24 protein-coding genes, 1 tRNA gene and 1 pseudogene are annotated in these 26,530 nt (G+C 40.3%); 20 read left to right on the top strand and 6 right to left on the bottom strand.

The genetic code is table 11. The features are described 5' to 3' along the window. Nucleotides 1–122: 122 nt before the first annotated feature. Nucleotides 123–266: pseudogene (locus tag RB151_RS23240) on the top strand (transposase); the annotation flags it as partial. Between the two features lie 170 nt (nucleotides 267–436). Here the strand turns inward: RB151_RS23240 and RB151_RS24465 are convergent. Further along, nucleotides 437–616 (bottom strand): hypothetical protein, encoded by a 180-nt coding sequence (locus tag RB151_RS24465; RefSeq protein WP_042846147.1) that lies wholly within the window; start codon nucleotides 614–616, stop codon nucleotides 437–439. Nucleotides 617–1,028: 412 nt separating this feature from the next. Here RB151_RS24465 and RB151_RS18320 point away from each other — a divergent pair, with 412 nt between their 5' ends. From RB151_RS18320 to RB151_RS18355, 8 genes are all read left to right on the top strand, one after another. Next, the gene (locus tag RB151_RS18320; protein ID WP_071548603.1) at nucleotides 1,029–3,755 is read left to right on the top strand and encodes a DUF2345 domain-containing protein; all 2,727 of its coding nucleotides are present in this window, start codon (nucleotides 1,029–1,031) and stop codon (nucleotides 3,753–3,755) included. Nucleotides 3,756–3,757: 2 nt separating this feature from the next. After that, nucleotides 3,758–4,312 carry a phospholipase D-like domain-containing protein gene (locus RB151_RS18325; RefSeq protein ID WP_071548604.1) on the top strand — a complete coding sequence of 185 codons (555 nt, stop codon included), beginning with the start codon at nucleotides 3,758–3,760 and terminating at the stop codon, nucleotides 4,310–4,312. A gap of 122 nt (nucleotides 4,313–4,434) precedes the next feature. Continuing rightward, complete coding sequence (locus tag RB151_RS18330; protein WP_071548605.1) at nucleotides 4,435–5,556, top strand: phospholipase D-like domain-containing protein; 1,122 nt, start codon at nucleotides 4,435–4,437, stop codon at nucleotides 5,554–5,556. Nucleotides 5,557–5,558: 2 nt separating this feature from the next. Then, nucleotides 5,559–6,500 carry an SEL1-like repeat protein gene (locus RB151_RS18335; protein ID WP_042846153.1) on the top strand — a complete coding sequence of 314 codons (942 nt, stop codon included), beginning with the start codon at nucleotides 5,559–5,561 and terminating at the stop codon, nucleotides 6,498–6,500. A gap of 5 nt (nucleotides 6,501–6,505) precedes the next feature. Next, on the top strand, nucleotides 6,506–7,507 hold the full coding sequence (locus RB151_RS18340; RefSeq protein WP_222708741.1) for an SEL1-like repeat protein: 1,002 nt from the start codon (nucleotides 6,506–6,508) through the stop codon (nucleotides 7,505–7,507). Between the two features lie 74 nt (nucleotides 7,508–7,581). Continuing rightward, nucleotides 7,582–8,499: an SEL1-like repeat protein gene (locus RB151_RS18345; RefSeq protein ID WP_094301240.1), complete on the top strand. Its 918-nt coding sequence runs from the start codon at nucleotides 7,582–7,584 to the stop codon at nucleotides 8,497–8,499. Nucleotides 8,500–8,511: 12 nt separating this feature from the next. Further along, entirely contained in the window at nucleotides 8,512–8,775 is a 264-nt protein-coding gene (locus RB151_RS18350) for a PAAR domain-containing protein (protein WP_006662121.1), read from the top strand. Continuing rightward, nucleotides 8,772–9,896, top strand: a complete 1,125-nt coding sequence (locus tag RB151_RS18355) for a hypothetical protein (protein ID WP_042846157.1) — start codon at nucleotides 8,772–8,774, stop codon at nucleotides 9,894–9,896. The genes RB151_RS18350 and RB151_RS18355 overlap by 4 nt, the downstream gene beginning before the upstream one ends. A 341-nt stretch (nucleotides 9,897–10,237) precedes the next feature. On the opposite strand, the gene RB151_RS18365 is transcribed toward RB151_RS18355, so the two are convergent. Further along, a tRNA-Ile gene (locus tag RB151_RS18365) sits at nucleotides 10,238–10,314 on the bottom strand. Between the two features lie 359 nt (nucleotides 10,315–10,673). Here RB151_RS18365 and RB151_RS18370 point away from each other — a divergent pair. After that, entirely contained in the window at nucleotides 10,674–11,747 is a 1,074-nt protein-coding gene (locus RB151_RS18370; protein ID WP_071548607.1) for a dihydrodipicolinate reductase, read from the top strand. 60 nt (nucleotides 11,748–11,807) lie between these two features. On the opposite strand, the gene RB151_RS18375 is transcribed toward RB151_RS18370, so the two are convergent. After that, complete coding sequence (locus RB151_RS18375) at nucleotides 11,808–12,404, bottom strand: GNAT family N-acetyltransferase (RefSeq protein ID WP_042846161.1); 597 nt, start codon at nucleotides 12,402–12,404, stop codon at nucleotides 11,808–11,810. 242 nt (nucleotides 12,405–12,646) lie between these two features. On the opposite strand from RB151_RS18375, the gene RB151_RS18380 reads away from it, so the two are divergent. The 3 genes from RB151_RS18380 (at nucleotide 12,647) to RB151_RS18390 (ending at nucleotide 16,286) form a co-directional block, all read left to right on the top strand. Then, on the top strand, nucleotides 12,647–14,668 hold the full coding sequence (locus RB151_RS18380) for an NADPH-dependent 2,4-dienoyl-CoA reductase (RefSeq protein WP_042846162.1): 2,022 nt from the start codon (nucleotides 12,647–12,649) through the stop codon (nucleotides 14,666–14,668). A 150-nt stretch (nucleotides 14,669–14,818) separates the two neighbouring features. Further along, nucleotides 14,819–15,736: a GTP cyclohydrolase FolE2 gene (gene folE2, locus RB151_RS18385; RefSeq protein WP_071548608.1), complete on the top strand. Its 918-nt coding sequence runs from the start codon at nucleotides 14,819–14,821 to the stop codon at nucleotides 15,734–15,736. Then, entirely contained in the window at nucleotides 15,726–16,286 is a 561-nt protein-coding gene (locus RB151_RS18390) for a carbonate dehydratase (protein WP_042846165.1), read from the top strand. Before folE2 ends, RB151_RS18390 begins: the two co-directional genes overlap by 11 nt. 77 nt (nucleotides 16,287–16,363) lie before the next feature. Here the strand turns inward: RB151_RS18390 and sstT are convergent, their stop codons facing one another. Together sstT and RB151_RS18400 are read right to left on the bottom strand one after the other, a co-directional pair. Further along, a complete protein-coding gene (gene sstT, locus RB151_RS18395; RefSeq protein WP_048606197.1) occupies nucleotides 16,364–17,617 on the bottom strand; it encodes a serine/threonine transporter SstT in 1,254 nt (417 codons plus the stop codon). A 266-nt stretch (nucleotides 17,618–17,883) separates the two neighbouring features. Beyond that, nucleotides 17,884–18,843, bottom strand: a complete 960-nt coding sequence (locus RB151_RS18400; RefSeq protein WP_042846168.1) for a TerC family protein — start codon at nucleotides 18,841–18,843, stop codon at nucleotides 17,884–17,886. Between the two features lie 615 nt (nucleotides 18,844–19,458). On the opposite strand from RB151_RS18400, the gene RB151_RS18410 reads away from it, so the two are divergent. The 5 genes from RB151_RS18410 (at nucleotide 19,459) to RB151_RS18430 (ending at nucleotide 22,020) form a co-directional block, all read left to right on the top strand. Next, nucleotides 19,459–20,127 (top strand): DedA family protein, encoded by a 669-nt coding sequence (locus RB151_RS18410; protein WP_042846170.1) that lies wholly within the window; start codon nucleotides 19,459–19,461, stop codon nucleotides 20,125–20,127. A gap of 236 nt (nucleotides 20,128–20,363) precedes the next feature. Continuing rightward, entirely contained in the window at nucleotides 20,364–20,669 is a 306-nt protein-coding gene (locus RB151_RS18415) for a DUF883 family protein (protein ID WP_042846171.1), read from the top strand. Between the two features lie 6 nt (nucleotides 20,670–20,675). Further along, nucleotides 20,676–21,083, top strand: coding sequence for a phage holin family protein (locus RB151_RS18420; RefSeq protein WP_042846173.1), 408 nt, complete (start codon nucleotides 20,676–20,678; stop codon nucleotides 21,081–21,083). After that, nucleotides 21,070–21,369, top strand: coding sequence for a YqjK-like family protein (locus RB151_RS18425; protein ID WP_042846174.1), 300 nt, complete (start codon nucleotides 21,070–21,072; stop codon nucleotides 21,367–21,369). Before RB151_RS18420 ends, RB151_RS18425 begins: the two co-directional genes overlap by 14 nt. Nucleotides 21,370–21,624: 255 nt before the next feature. Further along, nucleotides 21,625–22,020, top strand: coding sequence for a DoxX family protein (locus RB151_RS18430; RefSeq protein ID WP_042846175.1), 396 nt, complete (start codon nucleotides 21,625–21,627; stop codon nucleotides 22,018–22,020). Nucleotides 22,021–22,252: 232 nt separating this feature from the next. Here RB151_RS18430 and RB151_RS18435 read toward each other — a convergent pair whose 3' ends face one another. Continuing rightward, the gene (locus tag RB151_RS18435) at nucleotides 22,253–23,146 is read right to left on the bottom strand and encodes a LysR family transcriptional regulator (protein ID WP_042846177.1); all 894 of its coding nucleotides are present in this window, start codon (nucleotides 23,144–23,146) and stop codon (nucleotides 22,253–22,255) included. A gap of 123 nt (nucleotides 23,147–23,269) precedes the next feature. Between RB151_RS18435 and RB151_RS18440 the strand changes: the two genes are divergently transcribed. Beyond that, the gene (locus RB151_RS18440) at nucleotides 23,270–23,977 is read left to right on the top strand and encodes a pirin family protein (protein WP_071548610.1); all 708 of its coding nucleotides are present in this window, start codon (nucleotides 23,270–23,272) and stop codon (nucleotides 23,975–23,977) included. Nucleotides 23,978–24,192: 215 nt separating this feature from the next. Then, nucleotides 24,193–26,130 (top strand): BglG family transcription antiterminator, encoded by a 1,938-nt coding sequence (locus RB151_RS18445; RefSeq protein ID WP_042846181.1) that lies wholly within the window; start codon nucleotides 24,193–24,195, stop codon nucleotides 26,128–26,130. Nucleotides 26,131–26,530: the final 400 nt, after the last annotated feature.

Below are 26,530 nucleotides of genomic sequence, written 5' to 3' on the forward strand. Positions count from 1 at the left end.
CGCTCCAAAAATTAACTTTAAAACTTTATTAAAACGAAAGTCGACCACATCAATTTATATATCATCGGTATATATTCCCCCCTAAAAGTTTAATTCATATAGTCGAATTAGATAGTTATATTAATACCATCGAGTCATTAAACAGCGTTATCCGTCATGCTATAAAGAAACGTAAGGTCTTCCCCAGCGATGACTCTGTGCCGAAAGTGATTTATTTAGCAATTGAATCTACCTCTAAAAAATGGAGTATGCCAATTCAAAGCTGAAAATAGGTAATGAGGCGTTTTATTAGTTGTAAAAATTAACTGGCTAAAACTAAAAAGGCAAAATAAAGCAATATGGGTCTCACGTTGCCTGCCTTGGTGCTTCTACAGCATAACAAGCCTTAAATAATAAAAATCCAACTCAGAATGCTTCCATCATACAAGCAAGGCTTTCAATCATCAGCACCATGTTGGTTGATTTGATAATCACTACGTTTCACAAATACTCGCTCAACCATAGTAAATGTTATACTTAATAGCCATGATGATGGATCGCCCTGCCATGAGAAGGCCCCACGATTAATCAAAGAGTAATGATGAAACGTATTAAGATCATTATTAAATGTTTCCACGCAATATCTATAAAATTTTTCCGACAGGGCTCTCACGGTTAAAAGGACACCAGCTTACCTTAGAGTTTCTTCTGGACTCGGTTATCGGAACAATATGTCTTTTCTAAACGACTCTGAACACCTAGCGCTAATACCCCAAGTATAAGCCACAGCCAAAAGTAAAGCATTAAAGCAAACGGTTAGTTAAACCTGCCACATGCATATAATTTAACTGCCAAAAAAACTTATTATGCGTGTAAAACCATTCAGATAAATCTATTTTATGCTAAATGCGTCAAAATTTTTAAATAATAAATTTGTTTTTATTTATAACAATCGGTTAGCTTAAGGTAAATAAATTGGCATTAGCGTGGATAACCTTACTCTAGCATTTCATTTTCGGTTGCCACAAAGCATCTGAAAGGAATACGTCATGAGCTTGTTCGACATTGTCATTAAGCCGTTTCAATCCCATAATCGCTACCAGCTTGCTGTACAAGGTTGCCAGACCCACTTAGATGTTGAACACTTCACTGGACGTGAAGCCATTAGCGAAACTTATCGTTATCAGATTACCTTTACCTCCCCAAACAAAAACCTGCAAGCGCAACAATTTCTACGCCGCAGTGCTGATTTTACCTTTTCATCGCCTACCCTGCCATTGGCTATGCTGAACACATTGAATGAGCCGCAAAAACGTGTTCATGGCGTGATCACCCACTTCAAGCGGCTGTCTGGCTCCGCTGATGAAACACAATACCAAATTGTGATAGAACCGTTTGTCTCCTTATTACGCCACCAAATGCGCACTCACCGCTTCTTCTTAAATAAATCCGTGCCAGACGTCATTGACCTCATCTTACGTGAGCATGACATGAAAGGCTGGGAATTTGAGTTTCATTTGCAGCGTCAATACCCAAAGCGGGAGCAAATTAACCAAATCAATGAGAGTGATTGGCAGTTTATTGAACGCCTGCTAAGTGAAGTGGGGATTTTCTATTCGTTCAGTTTGCAACCGGATACCAAAACCGAAGTTATTCATTTTGGGGATAGCCAACGAGCCTATGTGTATGACCTCAAGCTACCTCTCAATAGCCCATCAGGGATGAATGACGAGGGTGTAGAAAGTGTCTGGGGGTTATCACTACGTCATCAAGTGGTTGAGCGCAGTGTCACCACCAAAGATTACAATCACCACCAAGCGATGCAAACTCTGCAATCGATTGAAACGGATATGACTCGAGGTGAGGGAGAGGACATCCACTACGGCGATGTCTACCATTATAAACCTCGTCACCTTGAGCGCGGTGAGAAGTACCAACCTGAAACGGAAACCGCTCACTTTTGGTCACGCCTTGACCATGAGCGTTTTCTGGTTCGTCAAACTCAACTGCACGGTAAAAGTAATTCACCGATGCTAACGCCGCTATTGGTGCTCAAAATTACCGATAACCAACTGCCTTCAACATTACCGTCTGACTTTCAATCTGAAATCCTCCTGAGCCGCCTGCGATTTTCAGGTAGCCGCAGCAGTGCCTTAGTCGTGCAGTTTGAAGCAACGTCGTACACCGAAGCTTTGTGCTGGCGACCAGCTCTTAAACCTCACCCCGTGATTGCAGGTACGTTAATGGCGCGGATTACTAGCGCCAAGCCACATGATATCTATGCCCATCAAAATGAACATGGATTTTATTGGGTTAAATTCGATGCCGACCGTGATGAAAAGCCCACTGGGTATGAAAGCATGCCTGTGCGGCTGGCGAAACCCTACGCAGGCGATACCTACGGCATGCACTTCCCCTTAATCCAAGGGACAGAAGTTGCCATTGGGTTCCATCAGGGCGACCCGGATAGGCCGTATATCGCCCATGCGTTGCATGACTCGCATCGTCCCGACCACATCACCGACAAAAATAATACCCGCAATGTCATTCGTACTCCGGCAAATAATAAGCTACGTATGGAAGACAAACGCGGGGAAGAACACATCAAATTCAGCACCGAATACGGGGGGAAATCGCAACTCAATTTAGGGCATCTGGTTAATCAAGGGCGTGAAAAGCGCGGTGATGGCTTTGAGCTGCGAACCGACAGCTGGGGCGCTATTCGAGCAGGAAAAGGGCTGTTTATCAGCACAGATTTACGCACGAAAGCCTCGTCTGAACAACTGGATATGCGCGAAGCCAAGCAACAGCTTGATGATGCGCTGAATTTAGTCAGTTCGCTACGCGAAGCGGCAGAGGTGGCAAAAGCCGAACTAGCAGATTTAAAAGCGCAACAAACGTTACTGACTCAATCTATTGATAAATTGCAGCAAGCGGCGTTATTACTCAGCGCCCCTGCAGGTATTGCTCTCACCTCCCCGAAAACGGTGCAGGCTCACAGCGGTGAAAACATTACCCTGACGGCCAATAAACAGACTGATATCTCGGTAGGTAAAAAAATCACCTTAGCGGCAGGTCAAGCGATTAGTTTGTTTGCCCATACTTTGGGTATAAAAGCCTTCGCGGCTAAAGGCAAGGTGGAAATCCAAGCGCAAAGCGATGAAATGCACCTCACCTCACTCAAAGACATGACCATCACCAGCACGGGCGGTAAAACTGTCGTCGCCGCTAAAGATGAGTTATTGCTGACCTGCGGTGGTGCTTATATTCGCTTGAAAGGCGGGCAGATTGAGTACGGCAGCCCCAGCAACCAAACCGTCAAAGCAACTAACTGGGTGGTTGAAGGAGCGGCTTCAATGGATGTCACTCATCCACAGTTTCCGCAATCAATGCCAAAACAAACCTTGCGCTTTCAACTGAGCTCCTCTCCGCAGAGTCCGATGAAGGCGCGTGCGTTTGAGCCGTATACTTTATATGGTAATGGAGCGCTATTAGCGAAAGGATTCACCGATGAAAATGGAAATATTCAGATTGAACATGATACGTCCATAGAAAAATATCGAGTAGAGTTATTGGACGGTGAAAAATTCACCATCAATCTTTTAAAAGCAGACTCAGAAAACACTCAAGAAGATGAGGCTTCAAGGGAAGGATTTCGTGCTCTCAAACCAATGCCGGGCATGGAAGGCAAAAAACTTTCAGGTATGACACATAGAGATATTTTCAAAAAATTATTGATGAGTGAATCACTGAAAGATAACCAAGAGGAAAAATAGTCATGAGCGATGCAACGGAACAAACCATCAATCTCGTGTTAGGGGAAAATGATAGTGCAATACTGACACCTCAATGGTTTATCAGTGGTAAATATGCACCTGTTGCTGCAGGTTTTGCCCCTTTAATTAATGGTGAACGTGCTTTTGCCACAATAGCTAAAGCGATTGAACAGGCACAAAAAAGTATTGATATTATTACATGGGGATTTCAATCATCCATGTATTTTACTCGGGGGAGTAAAGACGAAGCCAAAAGAGTGGGAGATCTACTTGTTGAAGCGGCAGATCGCGGTGTTAAGGTGCGTATATTAGTCTGGTATACATTAGGGGGGATAGTCAAGATCCTAACTTTCCGGGATGGAAAGCTACTCCTAAAAACTTTGGTTATGGTAATTTTGCTGTTTATACACCAGCTACGCCTGCTGTTTACAGTGCTTCCGGTAACCAGTTACCATACCAAACACCTGAAGATTATGAATATGACTGTCAGTGGCATTGGGAGATTTCAATCAAGAAAAGAGGAAAAGGGAATATCCTTGTCAGACATCGAGAATTAAATTGGACCAATGATATTCAAGAAGCGACTGAACGACAAACAAGCCATCACGTAAAAGAATATGGCGATATTGGTTATATTCAAGGGCGGCTACTTGCTTTATACCCAACTCACCATCAAAAAGTGATTCTGGTTGATTATGAAGTGCCAGATGATGCTGTCGGATTTGTCATGGGGCACAATTCCCTCTCCACCTATTGGGATAAGGATTCTCATTCTGAACACCAGTTTTCAGCAGCTATTGGTCGAGATGCTGATACCGCATGGCAAGATAACTCATCATGTGTTTGTGGTGCCGTTTTGGCGCATATCAATCACAATTTTGTCGAAGCATGGGAAAAAAATGTTGGGGAAGATGCTGAACTGAGTCGACGGTCATCTTTTACCGAGGAAGACCATCAATTCACCCAACAGCGAATGGATAAAATTAATAACAGATTGATTCATTCAGTTACTGTAGGTGGAATGATCCCACTAAAAAAAGTGATGGCTCAAATTTGTCGTACTCAACCTCAGTATAATGAATTTGATGTTTTACGCTTATATAAGCATACGTTAGTAAGGGCAAGGAAATATATTTACATTGAAAACCAATATTTTCGTTATCCTCCTTTTGTAAAGCTATTACAAGAAGCGGTCAATGAGCGAGTTAAAAAAGGCTATGATATAGAACAAAACCCACTCTATCTCTTTGTTGTCACTAATAGCTCTAATGATGCAGCGATACATTCCGGAAGTTATCAAACGTATAAAATGATTGAAGCGTTACAACGACCAGACATGGTGCCTAATTATCATCGTAAAGAGCATAAATTGGGTGATGAGGAACCAATAGCCGCAGGTTCGATTCCCGGAATAAAATCGCATATTTGCACATTAGTTTCACCTGATTCAACAACACCGCATTGGAAATCTGTTTATGTTCATAGCAAAGTGCTAATGATTGATGACACTTTTATGACATTAGGCTCTAGTAATGTGAATTTACGCAGTATGTTATTTGACAGCGAATTTAATATCGCCATTCAAGATACTGATGTGACAAATATTATACCGCCTATCCGGCAGCATTTATGGAAAATGCATACAAAACGGGCTAGTGATGATTTTAAAAAAGAATTTAAACATTGGAAAGAAATCATTAAAAGAAATAAAGAGCTTAGAAATAGTGAAATACCAACCACACCTTCTGCATCGTTAATTGAGTTTTTTGATGGAAATAAAAAATGGGATAACAAGGACTAGTTATGGAATTTAAAAAAATACTTTTAAGTTTAATGGTGATTTTTTTTCCATTGTTGGCAGGATGTGAACAAAAGGAAGTAAATAAAATGAATGATACCTTAAAAAATTTTCAATTTACCTGTGTACAAGAAAAAGACAGTTTTCCACCATTAGATCCCGAAGCTGATGCTTGGTTTAAAGAAGCACGTCGCTTAGAAATTAAAAAAGGTCCTAAAGATTTTGGTCATATTGCTACATTGTATCGTCAAGCGGCTGAAAAAAAACATTACAAAGCTATAGGTAACTTACAGAATATGATAGCAACAGGTCAAGCTGAACCTATGATAGGTAAAAAACGCTCTGAAGAGGTGATTGATTTAGTTGAGCAACTGATACAAATGGATATTCCCTTTGGTTATTACATTATGGGGACTTATCTCCAAAGAGGTTTCGGAGTAAAACAAGACTCAGATGCAGCGATGCGTTATTTTTTAAAAGCCGCAATAATGGGGAATCCAGAAGGACAACTTGCCATTTCGGAGCAATTCCTTAATGCAAGAACTCCGTTGTATCGTTTGGACTTAGGCAGAAAACTACTCGATTGTGCGGCTAAACAAGGTAATACAGACGCAGCTTATTCTCTTGCGATGAATTATGAAGTTCGTGATAAAAATTATAGTCAGGCACTGAAATACTATCAATTAGCTATCCGATATGGTAGCGATCAATCAGCTTATAAGTTATCTGAAAGTTTTAACACATCAGACCCTAAGAATGAAATATACTATATGGAACAACATGTTGATCCTGAAAGGGTTCGTCGTTATAAATTGATAGAAAAAGAGCTTTCACTTAATCCTAGAGCCAAATTCCCCGATATTGATAAAATCGTTCCTCTTCCACCTGCTGAACTCCCTGAATGGGATGGCACGTTTGAATATAAAAAACAGGCAGAGGGGCAATAACCAAGATGAATCTCTCTTTTTTATTTCATCATCAATCTGTTGCTCGTCGCATATTTAAATGCAGTGCATTGATTTGTAGCATGTTGGTGCTGAGCGCTTGCAACCCGATGGATAAAAAGGAAAAGTTGCCGATTCAAAAAACTGAACCCGATTTAACCTTCACCTGTGTGTATGAAAAAGACACTTTGCCCCCCGTTGATCCTGAAGCCGATGTTTGGTTCAAACAGGCGCGAGAACTTGAAAAGGTCAATAAATCTCAACGCGATTATGTCAAGATTGGTGAGCTATACCGTAAAGCCGCAGAACGTAATCACCCCAAGGCCATGTTGAATCTCAGTAACTTAATCAGTTATGGAAAAGTCCCCCCGGTTGAAGGTAAAGGCCCAGCACAAGAAGTGTGGGATATTATCCGAAAAATGGCTAAATTAAACATCAGTTATGGTTATTACCAAATGGGGCATTATCTCGATACGGGTTATGGCGTAGCTGCTGATCGTACAAAAGCGTTAGCCTATTTTCGTCAAGCGGCAGATTTAGGTAATCCTGAGGCTCAATATGTGATTGGAGATATACTTGTTTCTCAACGCTTATCGGACAGAGATAACCCTGCCTATCAACCCGAAATAGGAAAAAGTATGTTGGATTGCGCAGCTAAACAAGGCAATGGGGAAGCTGCGCGTCGATTTGCTACATACTCTTTTAATGTGGAAAATAATGTTGATACTACCTTAATATACTATCAACTAGCAGTTAAAAATGGTTTGCGTAGTGCTGCATCTAGGTTAAATCAAGTTTTTGCCCCAAATACAACTCCCAAAAATTATTACTACCTAGGTGTAAAACCAGATCCTGAACGTTCTGCTCGTTATGAAGCTATTGCTGATGAAATTAGAAATAACCCCGAGGCACGCTTTCCTGATATCGATAAAATTGTTCCTCTTCCACCAGCTGAACTCCCTGAGTGGGATGGCACCTTTGAATATAAAAAACAGGCAGAGGGGCAGTAATCATGACCTTTTCCTTTTTATCCTCTAACCATCTAGCCAGTCAATATGCTGTTGTCGTATTAGGCTTGCTATTGATGGGGTGTAAACCCATCGATAAAAAGGACGTCACTGTGACTCAAAAAACAGAACCTGATTTAACCTTCACCTGCGTGTATGAAAAAGACACTCTTCCTCCCGTTGACCCTGAAGCGGATGTTTGGTTTAAACAAGCCCGTGAACTTGAAAAAGTCAATAAACATCAACGAGATTATAAGCAAATTGGTGTTCTATACCGTAAAGCCGCGGAGCGTAATCACCCCAAGGCCATGTTGAATCTCAGTAATTTAATCAGTTATGGCAAAGTGCCCCCGATTGGCGGGAAAGGCCCAGCGCAAGAAGTGTGGGATATTATCCAAAAAATGGCTAAACTGAATATCAGCTATGGTTATTACCAAATGGGACATTATCTCGATACGGGTTATGGTGTACCTGCTGATAGAACGAAAGCGTTAGCTTATTTTAGGCAGGCTGCCGATTTAGGCAGCCCAGAAGGGCAATATGTTATTGGTGATATTTTTCTCGCTCAACGTTTATCAGATAAAGACAATCCTGCTTATCAACCTGAAATTGGAAAAAAAATGCTTGCTTGTGCTGCTCAACAAGGTAATAAAGAAGCTGCATTTACAGCAGCGATGTTTTATAAGAGTGTGGAAAAAAACTTTGACATAGCATTAGAGTTTTTTCAATTAGCATCGGAAAATGGACATAGAATCTCAGCTTCAATACTCATTGATACATTTAAAATAGACACAACACCAAAAGACTATTATTACCTAGCGGTTAAACCAGACCCAGAACGCTCAGCCCGTTATGAAGCAATTGTCAAAGAAATGGATGCTTCTGACGAAACCGCCAAGTTCCCCGATATCGATAAAATCGTTCCACTTCCCCCTGCCGAACTCCCTGAATGGGATGGTACGTTTGAATATAAAAAACAACAGGATAACCAATAAAAGGATCTTAACATGCGCGCACTTGTTCGATTAGGTGACAAAACTACTCATTGCGGCGAAGTGATTTCCGCTTCTGGCTCGATGATGTACGGTAAGCCCATTGCCTTAGTGGGAGATAAAGTCAGTTGTCCTAAAAAAGGACATGGTGTCAATGCCATTTTACCCGGCTCAACGCGCATTTTAATATCCGGTCGCCAAGCGGCATTGAACGGCTTTCAAACCGAATGTGGCTGTACCCTCATTGCGAGCCTTTCCTCGTCAGGTGAACAGTCATGATAAGCTGGAAAATTCCCTCTTTAGAGCACCCACCTAAGCCTAAATTACCTCGCTTGATGCTTTGGTTGTTTTTAGTCGTGATTATTGGTGTTATCGGATTTGGCATAGGTGCTTATTTATCTTCAATTGGGGTATTGTCTAGTGAAGTCAGTAACAACCAAATAATTGCTTTATTTGTTGTTCTTCCGGTGATCATTATCCTGTTCGTCCGATTACTTGTTTATTCAATCACGGCTTATCGTCATCAACTTTTTACGAATATGTTAGATGACGCCCACAATGAGTGGCGTTATTGGGCGGGTCAGCACATTGGATTATTAACGCATTCACGATTAACTCAAATCGATGAAGAGAAAAAAGAAAGTGTTCCTTTATCTTCATTACCAATCAATAAAGATAATATATTGACACTAAACGCCTTGAAATCGCTTTCTTCATGGAAAAAGCAAGAAATAATAATACAAAAATTGCTTGCACCCATTGCTGAATATTACCATCAACATTCTCTCTCCCAACCTATTACCCTATATTGGCAAGCTGAAGATAATGAGCCTAATTGGCAGGAACTGATTGAGCAGGAAGCTGCTCGCCTATCATTGCCACTTGAATCTGTTGAAATATTACCATACATGTCTCTCAGTGAATGGCTATTGGCAATGTATGAAAACTCCTTTGAACCTAAGTTATACGCTATTTTAGCATTTCAATTAGACTCAACGGCGAGTGAAGAAGCCGCGAGTCTATTACTCGCCCCTCAAGGATTCTACGAGAGTCTAAGAGCACCTATCAAAGCGAAGCTATTACGCCCGATATCCACCGAGGTAAAATCCTTCGATGATGCATTGAAAGCACAATGTGAATTTCAATTACCGGGTCACCAATTAAATTCAGTGTGGCATAGCGGGGTCACAGATAAAAACAAAAGCCAATGTATTGAAAGCTATGTACAACAAGATATTCATTGTCTCTTAAACCAATTTTATGATGCCGATGCCTTTTTCGGTACGAGTGGGATTGCTCGGCATAGCACAATCTTGTCATTGGTCAGCGATAATCACGAAAACCAACTAATTGTATGCCAAGAAAACGATAACTTATTGTTACAACAAGTAATATGTTAATAAATGAATAAGAGGTGCCTGTTATGAGTGATAAAATTATTCATGCCATTGAGTGCTAGGCTAACCACCCTACATGGTTTAGTTCCCACCCTATTGGATGCCAATACAAAAACAAATAAAAGCCAATACATTTATTTGGATCATAATACAGGTATAGTCAACCTATCCAAAAATAAGACTGGCGTTCTGGTAATTTCTAGGGAAGACGAAACGGATCGGATTATGTCTACTGAAGAAGTCAGCGTGGATGTATTGAATTAGATAACTTGAGTCATTCTGACCCAAAATCAAGTAAAAACAAAAAGGAGTTAGATGATTAACACCTAACTCCTTAATAAATTTGGTGGCCCCTACTGGACTTGAACCAGTGACCAATCGATTATGAGTCGACTGCTCTAACCAACTGAGCTAAGGGGCCAAAGTGGAAAGGATTATACGTGCAGTTTTCTCTTAGGTCTAGTGTTTCAAAACTGTATGGCGAAATTGTGTTCAAATCAATCGCATCACTTATAATTCAAAGTGATAGCATCACCAAAAACTATCATTCTTTCATACTTGCCATAAAGCCTCGTTTATTTTTGTCATTTTTAATTCAACCAATGCTCATAGTATCCATGACATTAAAAATCAATCTATATCAAATTAAAAATATAAACCACAGCATAAACACAATCAGGCTTATTAAACATTCTTCCCCCAATCATTTGATATAGAACAACAATTTTCTCATCAAGATCTCACAATATGATTTATAGATAATTCGCTGATAGGACAAAAATGATGAAAAAAGTACGTGCAGTTCAATATGGTTGCGGAAAAATGGGTAAATACCTAATCCGTTACTTACAAGAACATGGCGCTGAAGTTGTGGCAGCTTTTGATATCAATGAAGCTGTAATCGGCAAAGATATAGGCGAAATTGCAGGAACCACACTAACTGGAGTCAAAGTCCAAGCACTCCATGAAGCAGATAAAACACTCGAAACCTTAAAACCTGATGTTGGGATCATTGCCACACTGAGCACGATGGCTGATTTAGAAGATGCATTTTCCTTATTTGCCCGCCACGGTGTTAATGCAATTTCAACTGGAGAGGAAGCGCTTTACCCTTGGAATTCATCACCAGAAATAACCCAAAAGCTTGATACATTGGCCAAAGAAAATAATTGTACCTTAGCAGGGAGTGGCTACCCAGATATGTATTGGGGAGTGTTGATCGACACCTTAGCAGGTTCAATGCATAAATTAGTAAAAGTTAAAGGCTCTAGTTGCTATAACGTTGAAGATTACGGTATTGCCTTAGCTGTTGGTCATGGCGCAGGGTTAACTGTTAATGAATTTAATCAACAAATCGGTAACTACAATGATTTACCATACGACGTTATCTCACAAAAAATTGAAAGCGGTGAATATGCACCTCCGTACATGTGGACGCAAAATGGTTGGTTATGTAGCCGCCTAGGGTTAACCATTACAAGCCAAATTCAGCGCTGTGTTCCACAAATCGCCAAACAAGATACCTATTCAGACACCTTAAAAATGACTGTCAAAAAAGGGGATGTACTCGGTTTATCAGCTGTTGTGATCACCGAAACAGCAGAAGGCGTTACCCTCGAAACAGAATGTATTGGTAAAATTTTGACCGCTGATGAATGTGATAAAAATAGCTGGCAATTAATTGGTGAGCCAGATACGTCTATTGAAGTAAATAACCCAGCGACAGTTGAGTTAACTTGTGCCAATTTAGTCAACCGCATCCCTGCACTGATTAATAGCCCTGCGGGATATACTACGACGGAAAAAATGCCAAATAACGTCTATATGACCAAACCAATGCACGAATATTTATAAGCCTATTTAGCCCACCCCAAAACACAGTGGTGGGCTTTTTGGCCGATTTAATGGCAATCGTTAACGGGGCTTGACCATTTGCCACTCTAAATGCCGTTTTATCGCGGGCCATTCTGACTCAATAATGCTGTAAATACAGCTATCACGCAGTTCCCCTGTACGAGTGAGCATATGGTTTCTGAGGACCCCATCAAGTTTTGCTCCCAGACGTTCAATCGCTCTGCGACTTTGTTGATTTAAAAAGTGCGTTCTTAACTCCACAGCAACACAATTTAATTGTTCAAAAGCATACTGTAATAACAGGTATTTAGCCTCAGTATTAATCGCTGTACGCTGCACTTCTTTACCGTACCATGTCGCGCCAATTTCAACTCGCCTAACCACACTATCAATACGCAGATAGGAAGTCATACCAACTGCATTACCTGTTTTTTTATCAATAACAACAAAAGGCAACATTTCTTTTTGTTGAAACCGCTTAAGACGGTTATCCACATCTTTAGCGACATTTTCAGGTTCAGGGACAGAGGTATACCATAACTTATGTAGCCCATCCTTTTGGATCATAGCAGACAACGCTTGATCGTATTGATGAGATAAAAACTCCAAGCGAACGTGTGAACCTTCTAAAGTGATAGTTTGGCAAATTTCTTTCATAGGCTGTGAGTTCCTGACAAGTAAATGTTGATTGTGCGTGAATATTAATTTGAATGTTATTGATAATTTATTTTTATGACAAAATAATAAATTTCTCCGCTATATTTAGATTAACTCCGCACTTTTAATTAAAAGTCATGATAAAAATCACAAAAAATTAACATTATTACCAATTCATCATCCCATTAGGCTACAGTTAACTCATCTGACCTGTTAATAGAGCCCGAAATGGGAGTATAATAATGAGCAATTTTCCACACCTTTTTACCCCTCTAGATTTAGGCCATACCGTTCTAAAAAATAGAATATTAATGGGCTCAATGCATACTGGGCTCGAAGAGCATCCTGAAGGAAGTGAAAGACTCGCACATTTTTATCGTTTACGTGCAGAAAATGGGGTCAGTCTTATTATTACTGGGGGAATAGCGCCAAGCCCAGAAGGGGCACTAACTGCTCATGGGGCTGTACTCAATAACCAAGAGCAGCTCCCCTTCCATCAGCATATTACAAACGAAGTTCATCAAGCAGGCGGAAAAATTGCTTTACAAATCCTACATGCAGGCCGTTATGGCTTGCACCCCGCATTAGTTGCCCCCAGTGCTATTCAAGCTGAAATTATTCCATTTCCCCCTAAAGCACTGACATCTGATGAAGTAAAAAAAACCATACAAGATTTTGTCACTACTGCAAAATTAGCCCAACGAGCGGGATATGATGGTGTTGAAATCATGGGTTCTGAAGGTTACTTAATCAACCAGTTTATTACCAAGCGCACTAACCATAGGGACGATGAGTGGGGAGGAAGCTATGCAAACCGCATTCGTTTTCCCATTGAAATTGTTCGTCAAGTACGAGAAGCCGTTGGGGATAATTTTATTATTATTTACCGGCTTTCCATGCTTGATCTCGTCGAGGATGGCTCCACTTGGGAAGAAATAGAGTTACTAGCAAAACAAATTGAGCTTGCCGGCGCGAGCTTAATTAATACAGGGATTGGTTGGCATGAGGCCAGAGTTCCCACAATTGCAACTCAAGTCCCTCGCAGTGCATTTAGCTGGGTTACTCAAAAGTTAATGGGTAAAGTTAATATTCCATTGATCACAACTAACCGTATCAATGACCCATATGTAGCTGAGCAAATTATCGCTAATCAACAAGCGGATATGGTTTCCATGGCTCGCCCTTTTCTTGCTGACGAGTCATTTGTTCGCAAAGCTGCGGAAAACCGAGCAGATGAAATAAACACCTGCATTGGCTGTAATCAAGCCTGTCTAGACCTCATTTTTAGCGGAAAATTAGCCAGTTGCCTAGTTAACCCTCAAGCCGTCAGGGAGTTTGATTATCCTAACGAAAAAGCCACGATTAGCAAATCAGTGGCAATAGTCGGTGCAGGCCCCGCAGGGCTTTCTTGTGCTATTTATGCCGCTAAACGTGGGCATCGAGTCACCCTATTTGAAAAATCTAATCATATTGGTGGGCAATTTAACCTCGCAAAGCAAATTCCCGGTAAAGAAGAATTCCATGAAACGATCCGTTATTTTTGCCGACAGCTACAATTATTGAATGTGGATGTACGCCTTGAACAGCAAGCCGATGTAGACAACTTGTCAGGCTTTGATGATGTGATTATTGCAACGGGTGTTGTACCACGCCAAATTCAGCTTGAGGGGATAGACCATCATAAGGTCATTTCCTATATAGATGTTATTACCCAACAACGCCCTGTAGGGAAAAATGTCGCTATCATTGGTGCTGGGGGGATTGGTTTTGATGTCGCAGAGCTATTAACCCAAACAGGAAAAAGTAGCAGTTTAGATACTTCGTTATTTAACGAAGAATGGAATATTGATACTTCAATTCACTCTAAAGGTGGTATATACCCTCCACAAAAACGGCCAATAGAGCCTGCTCGTCACCTCTATTTATTGCAACGTAAAAATAGTAAAGTTGGCGCTAATTTAGGGAAAACAACTGGTTGGGTACATCGTTTGTCTCTTATGAAGCGCGGTGTAAAAATGTTGAATGGCGTTGAATACATGCGAGTTGATGACAACGGGCTACATATTCGTTATCAAGATAAAATACAGTGCCTTCCCGTTGATAATGTCATTCTTTGCGCAGGGCAAGAACCTTATCGCCCGTTGAAAATACAGTTAGCAAAACTCGGCATTAATGCGCATGTTATTGGTGGTGCAGATATAGCAGCAGAACTCGATGCACGCCGAGCCATCGAGCAAGGCATGAAAATAGCTTACCAACTTTAACTTCTTCCCCCTTGTGCTAAGCCATTAGCTTAAGGGGCTTTTCTGTGCCCCAACTTTAAGCTCAACCTGACTATCTACTCTTATCTGACTTTAATAATTCAAACTGTTATGTTATAACATCTCATTATTTCATGGATAATTTGAGGCTTTATGACACTTTCAACTGAATTACTCTCTTCTGTTTTGCCTGACGCACAAGCACAAAATGACACTCACAGTAATATCAAGCTTGACTGGGTTGGAATGACAGGGATTGCTTTGCCCATTGAAATTGAAAGCCGCCCAGTTAATGCGACTATCGATATTGGCGTTGATCTACAAGGGCAAAAAGGGGTCCACATGTCTCGTCTCTATCAAATATTGGATGGCCTAACACAAAATGAACTGACGCCAGATTTAATAAAGCAAACATTAGAACAAGTATTATTGTCGCATCAAACTATTTCATCGAAGGCTCATATCCGATTTTATGGTGATATTTTATTATCGCGCCGTTCGTTAGTATCAGCTCAATTTGGTTGGAAAGCCTATCCGTTTGAAATTTCAGCATCATTTGATAAGTCACTATCCCTTTATTTGAAAGTCGGAGTCCCCTATTCATCAACTTGCCCAAGCTCTGCCGCACTCAGCAGCCAAGTTATGCAACAACAGTTTGCGATTGATTTTGATGATACAGAACAAACATTAACTCAATCTCAAGTCCTTGATTGGTTGATTAAACAAGGGGTCCCAGCAATACCACACAGTCAACGCAGTTGGGCATGGGTAACCATCAAGCTAAAAACAACTTATAAAGAGCTTCCTATTATTGAGTTAATCAACCAAATCGAAAATATTCTTTCCACCCCAGTACAAACGGTGGTGAAACGTAAAGATGAACAAGCTTTTGCTATTGTTAATGGGCAGAACTTGATGTTTTGTGAAGATGCCGCTCGTAAACTAGTGAATGCCTTTCGCCATCAATGCCAATTTGACGAAGCGACGATCCACATTGATCACCAAGAAAGCTTACATGCCCATAATGCGATTGCCCACACACAATGGAAACGGAGTCTGTATGTTGCGTAAAAACCCATCGGGGCACTCGCCTGTTGTATCGGAAAAAGCATATATTGACCCTACCGCCATTATCTGCGGTAAAGTGATTATTGAAGATTATGTTTACGTTGGTCCATATGCCGTGATCCGTGCTGATGAACTCAATGAAAATGCAGATATGTCCCCCATCGTGATCGGCTCACACTCAAATATTCAAGATGGGGTGGTAATTCACTCAAAAAGTGGCGCGGGTGTACAAATTGGCTCACACACATCGATTGCGCACCGAGCAATTGTCCATGGCCCTTGTGAAATTGCTGAGCGCGTGTTTATTGGCTTTAATAGCGTTTTATTTAACTGCAAAATTGGTAAAAACAGTGTGATCCGCTATAACGCAGTCGTCGATGGCTTAACACTGCCGGATGGTTTATATATTCCGTCATGCATACATGTGAACGCATACAGTGATTTATCGGCATTCAACCAAGTTGATCACGCTTCATTGCAATTCTCTGAAGAGGTCGCAACTACGAACATTCAACTTGTTGAAGGCTACCGTCGTCTACGTAATGAGTTTTAAATCTATAAGCTGTTAAAACAATAAGGGTAGAGTTTGCTTTCGCAGCCTCTACCCTATTTATCTAAATTCAGGAACACTTAATCACGATGAGATAACTGCGCTTCTGAATTTGCCAGTCTATCATCTTCGGCTAAGCAGACTGCAGCTGTGAAAAGGACATCAGTTGAAGAGTTAAGCCCCGTTTCCACTGAGTCTTGCAATACCCCAATCATCACACCAACAGCAACGACTTGCATGGCAACTTCATTCGAAATCCCAAACATGTTACATGCTAATGGGATAAGCAATAACGACCCGCCAGCAACCCCAGAAGCACCGCAAGCACAGACAGCAGCAACAACACTTAGCAACAGAGCTGTTGGAATATCAACAGGGATACCGAGTGTATGTACAGCGGCTAAAGTCAATACAGTGATTGTCACTGCAGCACCCGCCATATTAATGGTTGCACCTAATGGGATCGAAACAGAATAGGTATCTTCGTGAAGGTTCATACGGCGACACATTGCCATATTAACAGGTATATTGGCCGCAGAACTACGCGTAAAGAAGGCAGTTACACCACTTTCACGCAGGCAGGCAAATACCAAGGGGAATGGATTACGCCTAATTTTCCAATAAACAATCAATGGGTTAACAACAAGTGCCACAACTAACATACAACCAACTAATACCGCTAGGACATGGATATAACCTTTTAAGGTTTCAAAACCAGTTGTTGCGATGGTAGAAGCGACCAAACCAAAAATCCCCACTGGTGCTAAACGGATCACAACGCGTACTAACTGAGTCACCGCATTAGAGAAATCATGCACTAAATTCTTTGTTGTATCGTTGGCATGACGCAATGCAATACCAAGCCCAATCGCCCATGCCAAAATACCAACATAGTTACCTTTAATTAATGCATCGATAGGGTTAGCAAAGATATTGATCAGTAAGCCTTTTAAAACTTCAGCAATATTACTTGGGGGGTTTAATTGAGAGTCTCCCACCACTAAAACTAAGTTAGATGGGAAAATGAAAGAACCAATGACTGCGACAACCGCGGCAAAAAAAGTCCCCAAGATATACAGAACCAGTATCGGTTTTATATTGGTTTTTTGCCCTTGACGATGATTCGCAATTGACGACATGACTAATACCCAGACCAACACGGGAGCGACTGCTTTCAACGCGCTAACAAATAGGTCGCCTAGTAGGGCAACATTTTTCGCCGCTGAAGGCCATAACCATGCCAGTAAGATACCTGCGATCAAACCAACCAGTATCTGCTTGACTAGACTACCTTGGCTAATTACTCGCCATAACCCTGTTTTATTTGTATCCATAGTAGACCTATATTAGTTATCTTTATTAGGAATTAAATGTGTTTGCACAGCAAGTATAAGGAATAATAGTCGCCTGAAAAGGCAATTATTCAAAATATACACAATGATTGACTTTATTTAACAAACATTTTACACATCTGTGATCTCAATAGAGTTTTGTTTCTTAAAGTAGAATAGAGAATTTTAAAATGAGTGAATACTTTCAGAAGGTTAAAACAAAAAAAGCCCCCGACTTTCCAGCGGAGGCTTCAACTAAAACCACTAAATTAACTTTTGGCTTCGTTTCGTTTATTAACAATTGTATTAATAATTAACGTTATAACTAGTATGGACGCAATAACCCCAAGAGAAATAGCCGTTGGAATATGAAAAATATCAATTAACAGCATTTTTATACCGATAAAGCTTAAAATGACCGCTAAACCGTATTTGAGCATTGAGAACTTTTCTGCCACACCAGCTAATAAAAAGTACATCGCACGTAGCCCTAAAATAGCAAATAGGTTCGATGTTAAGACAATGAACGGGTCAGTTGTTACCGCAAAAATAGCGGGTATGCTATCAACCGCAAATATCACATCACTAATTTCAACTAAAATTAGCACTAAAATTAATGGGGTTGCGAACAATATCCCATTCTTTTTAATAAAGAATTTTTCCCCATGTAATTCATCGGTCATACGTAAATGTGAGCGCACCCATTTGACCAGAGGTTTATCCGTAATAGGGGAATCGTCCTCTTTAGCAAATGCCATTTTAAGCCCGGTAAATAATAAAAACAGGCCAAATACATATAAAATCCAGCTAAATTGCGTAACTAACCAACTACCAGCAAAAATCATAATCGTACGCAATACGATGGCACCCAGTACACCGTACACAAGGACACGACGTTGTAAATTTGCTGGAATAGCAAAATAACTAAAGAGCATTAACCAGACAAATACATTATCTATCGCTAATGCTTTTTCTAATAAATAACCGGTTAAAAATGCGATAGTTTGGTTATCAGCAAACTCACGCCCCACGTTATCATTAAGATACCACCAAAACCCTGCGGCAAAGAGTAATGAAAGTGTCACCCATACAATACTCCAAGCAGCCGCTTGCTTCATCGACATGGCTTGGCCTTTATGTTTTCCCTGCCAAAACAAATCGATAAGTAACATGAGTAAAATAATAACTGCAAAACTACCCCATAAAACAGGGTTACCGACTGAATGCATTTTCCTATCCCTTAAAAAACAAAAAACGGCTGATATCCAGAAGACATCAGCCGCTTAAAATTGTTTAACCTCAAGGAGTTATCTATTGGTTGTAAATTATGAGCAAACCTCGCCTTCTGGCAAGGTCTCACTTACAACACAAATTACCTGAGATTAGGAAACTGTGGTGCTCGGCTACCGGGTGTAATTTGTACACCGTAATGACGATAAACCGACAAGAAGAAGTTACTCCCCTTTGCTATGGCGATAAGATACGGTAAATAATCTTAAAATGCAATAATTAGCAACGAGGGTTTTATCACTCTTTTTTCACATTAAAAAATGAAAGAACAATCATATTTCACATTTATCATCTAAATAATAGGTTAAAAGCGGGTTTTAAGCACTTTAAACCTGTATACAATGAGCGATAAATTGTAAAAATAAGCCAAAACTTAAATGAATTCTAAAAATAAGCTTAAAATTTACTGTTTAGTTATTTTCTGTTTTGTTAAAGTGAGCGTGCTTTACACTAACAGCCTGAGGAAACAACACTTTCACTTTGGCATTCACTTAATCCATTTCTCCCTGCCCAACAACAAGTTTGTTGCTGTTATTGCCGTTTAGGAAACATTAATGGAATTAGTTAAAGAACTTTTTTTTGCCCTTTGGCACCAAGATTATGTCACCCTGTCTAACCCCGCGTTAGTCTGGTCGATTTACTTCATGCTGTTCGCTATCTTGTTTCTTGAAAACGGGGTTTTGCCTGCGGCTTTTTTACCTGGCGATAGCTTATTGATTCTAGTCGGTGTGCTCATCGCTAAAGGTACGCTAAGTTATCCACTGACGATCGCAATTTTAACTGCCGGGGCAAGCTTAGGCTGCTGGGTTGGTTATATACAAGGGCGATGGTTAGGGAATACACGCTTAGTTAAAGGGTGGCTTGCACATTTACCAGAACACTACCACCAGCGCGCATATGGGCTTTTCCATCGCCATGGCCTCGCTGCATTATTAGTTGGCCGTTTTTTAGCCTTCGTCAGAACATTATTACCCACCATCGCGGGCCTTGCAGGTTTGCAGAATGGCCGTTTCCAAGTCTTTAACTGGCTAAGTGGTCTACTATGGGTTCTGATTTTAACCGCTATTGGCTATGGGTTTGGTAAAAGCCCTATTTTCCTGCAGTATGAACATCATATTATGAATGTGTTGATGTTAATCCCTGTGGGTCTGCTGATTATAGGTTTAATCGGTAGTATTGCTGTTGTTGTAAAGAAAAAACTCTCAAGCAAAAAAGCAAACTAAATCTACGATGGGGGTCTATTAGCCCCCATATTTTTAGTTTTACTTTTATTTACCCTCTGTTAATTTATCAAAGAGTTACCTCCTTAACTCCTTGATAAAAAACTATTCTTAATCATTTCATTATGTAAATTTTCCTTTGTTACATACACTTGGCCTAAATAATCCATTGCACTTAGTACAAAAAAAGCTATTGTTAATACAGCAATTACGATTTTTCTATTAACAGGAGGTTGTACATGTCAGCTAACCATTCATCAGAAGACTTACGTGCGGAATTACGGGCTTTAGCAGATTCTCTGGAAGCGGTACTCAATGATACCGGTGAAAAATCGAAAGAAGAGATTGAAAGCCTAAAATCCAAGGCAAAAGATGCATTGTGTTCATCACGCGCTAAACTCAGCCAAACCACTGAGCGGATCACAGAACAAACCAAGGAAATCGCGGGACGAGCGGATAACTATGTGAAGGAAAACCCGTGGACAGGCATCGGTATTGGTGCAGCCGTCGGGGTTGTTCTTGGCGTATTACTCGCTAAACGTTAATCGTATATGGAACAAAACCAACAACGTCAGGGCCCCGGGAAAGGGGTCCTTGAAATATTGCAACGTATCGCAAGTATCACTGTGAATGTTGTTGAAACTCGTCTTCAGCTTATTGCCGTTGAGCTTGAAGAGGAGAAAATCAACTTTATTCAACTATTACTGTTAGTTGGGCTAGCTCTCCTATTTACTGCTTTTGGTTTGATGTGTTTAATCGGTTTAATCTTTTGGTCAGTCGACCCCGTCTATCGCTATCAAGCACTGGCAATGACAACAGGGAGTCTGATCATACTCGCTATTATTTTTGCCCTTTGGGCATTAAAAAAAGCGAAGCAATCAACGTTATTGGGTTCTACTCGAGAGCAGTTAAGCCAAGATGCTAATGCTTTAGCGGGAAAGGATAATGAGCAGAAATAAGCGCCAATTATTAGCCACCAAAAAACAAATGTTAATCAAAAGGATTGAGCAGCAACGGAGTGACCTTGCTGCTTCTTCTAAAGATTGGCTACAAACCACTGAACGCTACGACCGCACATGGAAATTTTTTATTACCTTCCGCCCTCTGTTTATTGCCGCAACAGGAATACTGTCAATCTACTCATTGAAAAAGCCTCAAAAACTTTTACGGTTAGGTAAAAAAGCACTCACAATTTGGAGTTTGGCTCGAACAGTACAAAGCACCCTCAACGCAAGTAAAAAATAATCCTCTATTTTGAAATCAATTAATCGCTATAGGTTAATAAAAACCCCCTTTCCTGAAATCAACTCCAACAATTTATTTATCATTCAATTTTTTTGTACTTGTTTGTTAATAAGCTTTGCTTTTTATTGAATAAATAAATCACTACTATAAGTGCATCAAATGTTTTCTTACCTATTAGTGCTGAAAACAACACTACAAAGCGACATATATCGCAATTTAATAAAATTTAATAGCTTATTAGTCTGGAGAGTCTCGATGAAAAATTTAGAAAATGGTGCGATATTATTGGCTCGTATCATGATGCCAATCCTATTTATTGTCGCTGGGTACGGGAAACTAGGTGATGCTTATGCAGGAACACAACAATATATGCAAGCAATGGGCGTCCCTGGGTTTTTATTACCTTTAACCATTTTATTAGAATTTGGCGGCGGCTTAGCAATCCTATTTGGTTTCTTAACCAGAACTGTTGCCTTGTTTACAGCAGGCTTTACTGTACTAACAGCATTGCTGTTCCACATTGACTTTAGTGTTGCACCAAACAGCCTAATGTTTATGAAGAACTTCACGATTGCGGGCGGCTTCTTACTGTTAGCAGTCACTGGTCCGGGTAAATTTAGTATCGACCATTTATTAAATAAAAAATGGTAACTCCGATTTCATTATCACCCTTGTGAATTTATTTGATTTTTTTGTCCAATTTATACCTCCTTCGGGAGGTATTTTTTTATCTAAAATAAAGGTATTGAATCAGTGAAGAGAAAATCACTTAGTGAGGTGTCCTCGGTAGGCAGCAAATTGAGTCATCCCGTGAGCATACATAAGTATGTGACTCGGGTGACTCAATGAAACCAACACCCCTACGGCTCAAAATATAACGAGTTTACACCCTAAATAATTTGGGGATTTCTCGGAGACACCACGACTTAGCCTCCCCCATACTATCTCTGCGCCACGCCATAATAATATTCGTCTCATGACTAAATTCAGCCCCGACAACTTTTAAGCGCCCTTCTCGAATATCTTGTTCAACCATTGGATATGGCATAGTTGCCACCCCTAACCCTGCCAACAATGCATTTCGTTTATCTTCAATTGTCGATACTGTTAATCGCTGCTGTTTATCCAATAATTGTACGGTGATCACTGGGCGTTCTCGCGCAGTATCTGCAACCGCGATCCCTCGATATTTCACTCGTACCGCATCTGAAAGCGGCTCGGGTTCTTGATGAATAGGATGGTCAGGGCTCGCAACATAAATATGGTTAATGGTATATAACGATTTCGAGTTAATTTCAGATGAAGAACGAAAATGCATATCAGGGGCAATCACAATATCCGCTTTACCACTTTCAAGGCGTTCCCATGCCCCTGCTAACACCTCAGTAATTAATGATAATTGTGTTTCTGATTTCTCAGCCAAACGTTCAACCAGAGGAAATAATGACTGAGCTGGAATTAATGCTTCACACACTATTGTCAGGTGTGTTTCCCACCCTTTTGCTAAGGCCTCAGCATCCGAAGTCAATTTATCGGCCGCCTCAAGTAGAATCCGTCCTCTATCCAGCAACATTCTACCGACATTGGTAAATTTGGTTCTATGTCCTGAACGGTCGAATAAAATGACATCGAGCTCTTCTTCTAATTTTTGCATGGTATAACTAAGCGCGGAAGGTACTCGACCTAACTCTTCTGCCGCTGCTGCAAAGCTACCACGCCGGTCGATTGCATCCATCACCCTTAATGATTCAAGCGTTAATGCTCTCTCTTTACTCATGACGTATCTCTTTCAGGAAATTTGAATAAAGGAAACAGATTAACTGGCTAACAATTCAACGTCCAGCTATTTATTATAACAATATAGTATTAATTTATTAATTTTAGCTGAGGGGTAACCATTATGATGACACTTAGACCCGCTAACCATTGTGGAAAAGCAGACTATGGTTGGCTACAAGCGCGTTACGCCTTCTCATTTGGCCACTACTTTGACCCTGACTTTATGGGTTTTAAAACCCTACGAGTGTTAAATCAAGAAGTTATTGCGCCACAAAACGCCTTACAACCTAGAATGTACCCTCATGTTGATATATTAAACATTATTCTTAAAGGGCATGCGCAATACCGTGATAGTCAAGGTAATACAATACAAGCCAGTGAAGGGGAATGTGTGCGTTTCTCACCCCGTTCAGACCTCAGCTATAGCGAGCAAAACATTTGCCCACAAACACCATTAACTCGCTTACAGCTTTGGTTAAATGCTTGCCCGCAACAAGAATCGCTTCCGTTACAAAAAATAGCGATTCAACAGGATGAAAACAAGCTCATTGCGTCACCTGATGGTCAAAATCAAAGCATTCAATTACGTCAACAAATTTGGATAAACCATATCCATCTGGAGCCCCAAGAATCAGCTTCCATGACATTAAAAGGTAACAATGCATTCCTGCAATCCATACATGGCGGCGCAACTATACGCAGTCAGCAAGGTGAGAGTTTAATTATGGGCTGTAATGATGGCGTTTTTATCCAAAATGATAATGAAATCGTTATTACAGCAGATAAATATTTTCGAGGGTTATTGATTGACCTCGGCGACCAAAGCTAAACCGTTTTTTATAGCTATCTCAACATCATATTCTTTCCTTTAAGACTCAATTTTTTTCAATATCATGATTAAATTTGCGAACGGATTCGCAAATTTAATCATTTACATGTCCTACATATTGACACCCTTATGATAGAGTCCTGCCATTAGAGAGAAAGAAAATACGTTCTTTTCTAACTCAAATACTTTTTGATTTTGATTTTAAAGGTGTTTTAGTGGCCCTATTTACGCAACAGCGACACAACCAAATTTTTGCACAAATACTCAATGAGGTCGTTCCTCAAGATGAGCTAGCAAAACTTTGCTCAGTTTCAACACGAACCATTCGTTCAGATATCAATGAAATCAATGAATTGATTCAGGAATATAGCGCACACATTGTGTATGAACGTGGTCATGGTTATCGGTTAAAAATTGAGGATGAAGCCCTGTTTGCCACTTTCACCAAGCAAACTGAAGAGGAAAATAGCATTCCTCGTACGAGCAAAGAACGCATTGACGCCTTGCTTCTCAAATTACTAATGCAATCCCTGCCAGTAAAGCTTGATGATATCGCTGAAGAATGGTTTATCAGTCGAGGTACTTTACAGCAAGACATGGGAGCGGTCAGGGAACAATTACATAAATATCAAATTTCATTAGAAAGTATTCCCCATCAAGGTATTCGGTTAAATGGTAGTGAATGGGCCGTTCGTGCTTGCATGACCGAAACGTTATGGCGCCGATATTCCGCACAGTTAACCCCAGACTTAACGTCTTTCCGCCCTGATTGCCTTGATAATTTAGACCTAACATATATTGACAAAGTCCTACATAACAGTATGAATCGGTTCGATATTCGTATTAGCAATGAAGGCCATTTGTACCTTGTTTTTAATTGTGCTGTAACTATTTTGCGTATTACTCGCGGCCATGAACTAACGACAACGGTAAAAAATGATGATAGCGAAGAAGTGATCCGCAAGGCATGTGATGAAATATCGAAAGGCCTAATTTACTTTCTTGGCAATGACCTTTCAGGGGCTGAGCTCAGTTACCTACACGATCAAATCATAGCTCAACGCATTAGCAATCAAGACCCGAGCAGCCAAAAAGTAGGGAGCCACAATGAATTATCCGAATATATTTTAAGCTATATCAACGAGTTATATAACTACGATTTGCGTAATGATGAAAAACTTAAAAAAGACCTCAACACTCATCTTGCTGCGCTAATCACCCGCCTGCAATACCATATTTCTACGCCAAATCCATTACTCTCTGATATTAAACAATATTATCCTTTTGCTTACGATGTCACCTTAAGTGCTTTAACGAGTGCAAGTAAGCAATTACTTCCCCACCCTATTAACGAAGACGAATTAGGTTATTTAGCCGTACATATTGGGGTTAGCCTTGAGCGAAATTACGGTGCAGGTTCAATTCGCCAGACCGAGGTACTCGTAGTCACTGATGCAGGGAACTCAACCTTCCGAGTCGTTGAATCAAAAATTATGCGTGAATTTCCACAACTTAAATTTAGTCGGGGCTTAACACTGCAAGAATATGAATCGCTAAATGAAGTTACGGAAGATTTTGTCATTACTACAGTTCGTGTTTCGGAAAAAAATAAACCCGTCATCAAAATCGCGCCTTTTCCTACACCTTACCAGCTAGAGCAAGTGGGCCGCCTTGCCATGGTAGACCAAACACGCCCCTACATCATTGAACGCTTCTTTGATGAACGCTTTTTTATGGTCGTTAACGAAAAAATTAGCCAAGCAGAGTTATTTCAAACCGTGTGCCATAAATTACAACGGGAAGGTTATGTCACTTCAGATTTCTATCCTTCTTTGCAAGAACGCGAATCCATTGTTTCCACGTTACTTGGGGAAGGGATTGCACTGCCGCATTCATTAGGGTTATTGGCGAATAAAACCGTCGTTGCCACTGTCGTTGCTCCACAAGGTATTGAATGGAATAAAGAAACGAAAGAAAACGCTTATGTCATTTTTCTATTGGCTATCAGCAAAGCGGATTATGAAGAAGCCATGGCAATCTATGATTTATTCGTCACCTTTGTGAAGGAAAAAACCACTCGCCGCCTAATAGGCGTCAAAAACTTTAATGAATTCCAAGTGATCGCTAAAGATAGCCTAGCGCGAATTCTTTAGGTTAAGAGCAACTTCCACTTAGTAATGGAAAAATGATGATTGATGGTTTTTACGTGATCCTAACCACAACTCCACCAAATGTTTTCCTATCCAAAACTGGTGATTTTACACGCTAAATGGCTAAGTGGAAGTCATTATCAGATACATTAGATGGCTTCCATTTAGAGTTTCCACTTTACCCTCCGATTCTATTTTCCATTTCCACTTGTTTATAAAAAATCATATCTATTTGATAGATATAAAATTTTAAAGAAAACCCCATAATTTAATTATTCAACAATAGTTGATAAACATCCGTTTTTTTCCACTTATTTTCCAAATGGTCTAAAAAACGAACCATTCTTGTAAGTTCTAACTTCCAAATAATTTCCACTTATAAGTGGAAATTCATTGCCTGCAA

The organism is Providencia rettgeri (assembly GCF_001874625.1).
Lineage (GTDB): Bacteria > Pseudomonadota > Gammaproteobacteria > Enterobacterales > Enterobacteriaceae > Providencia > Providencia huashanensis.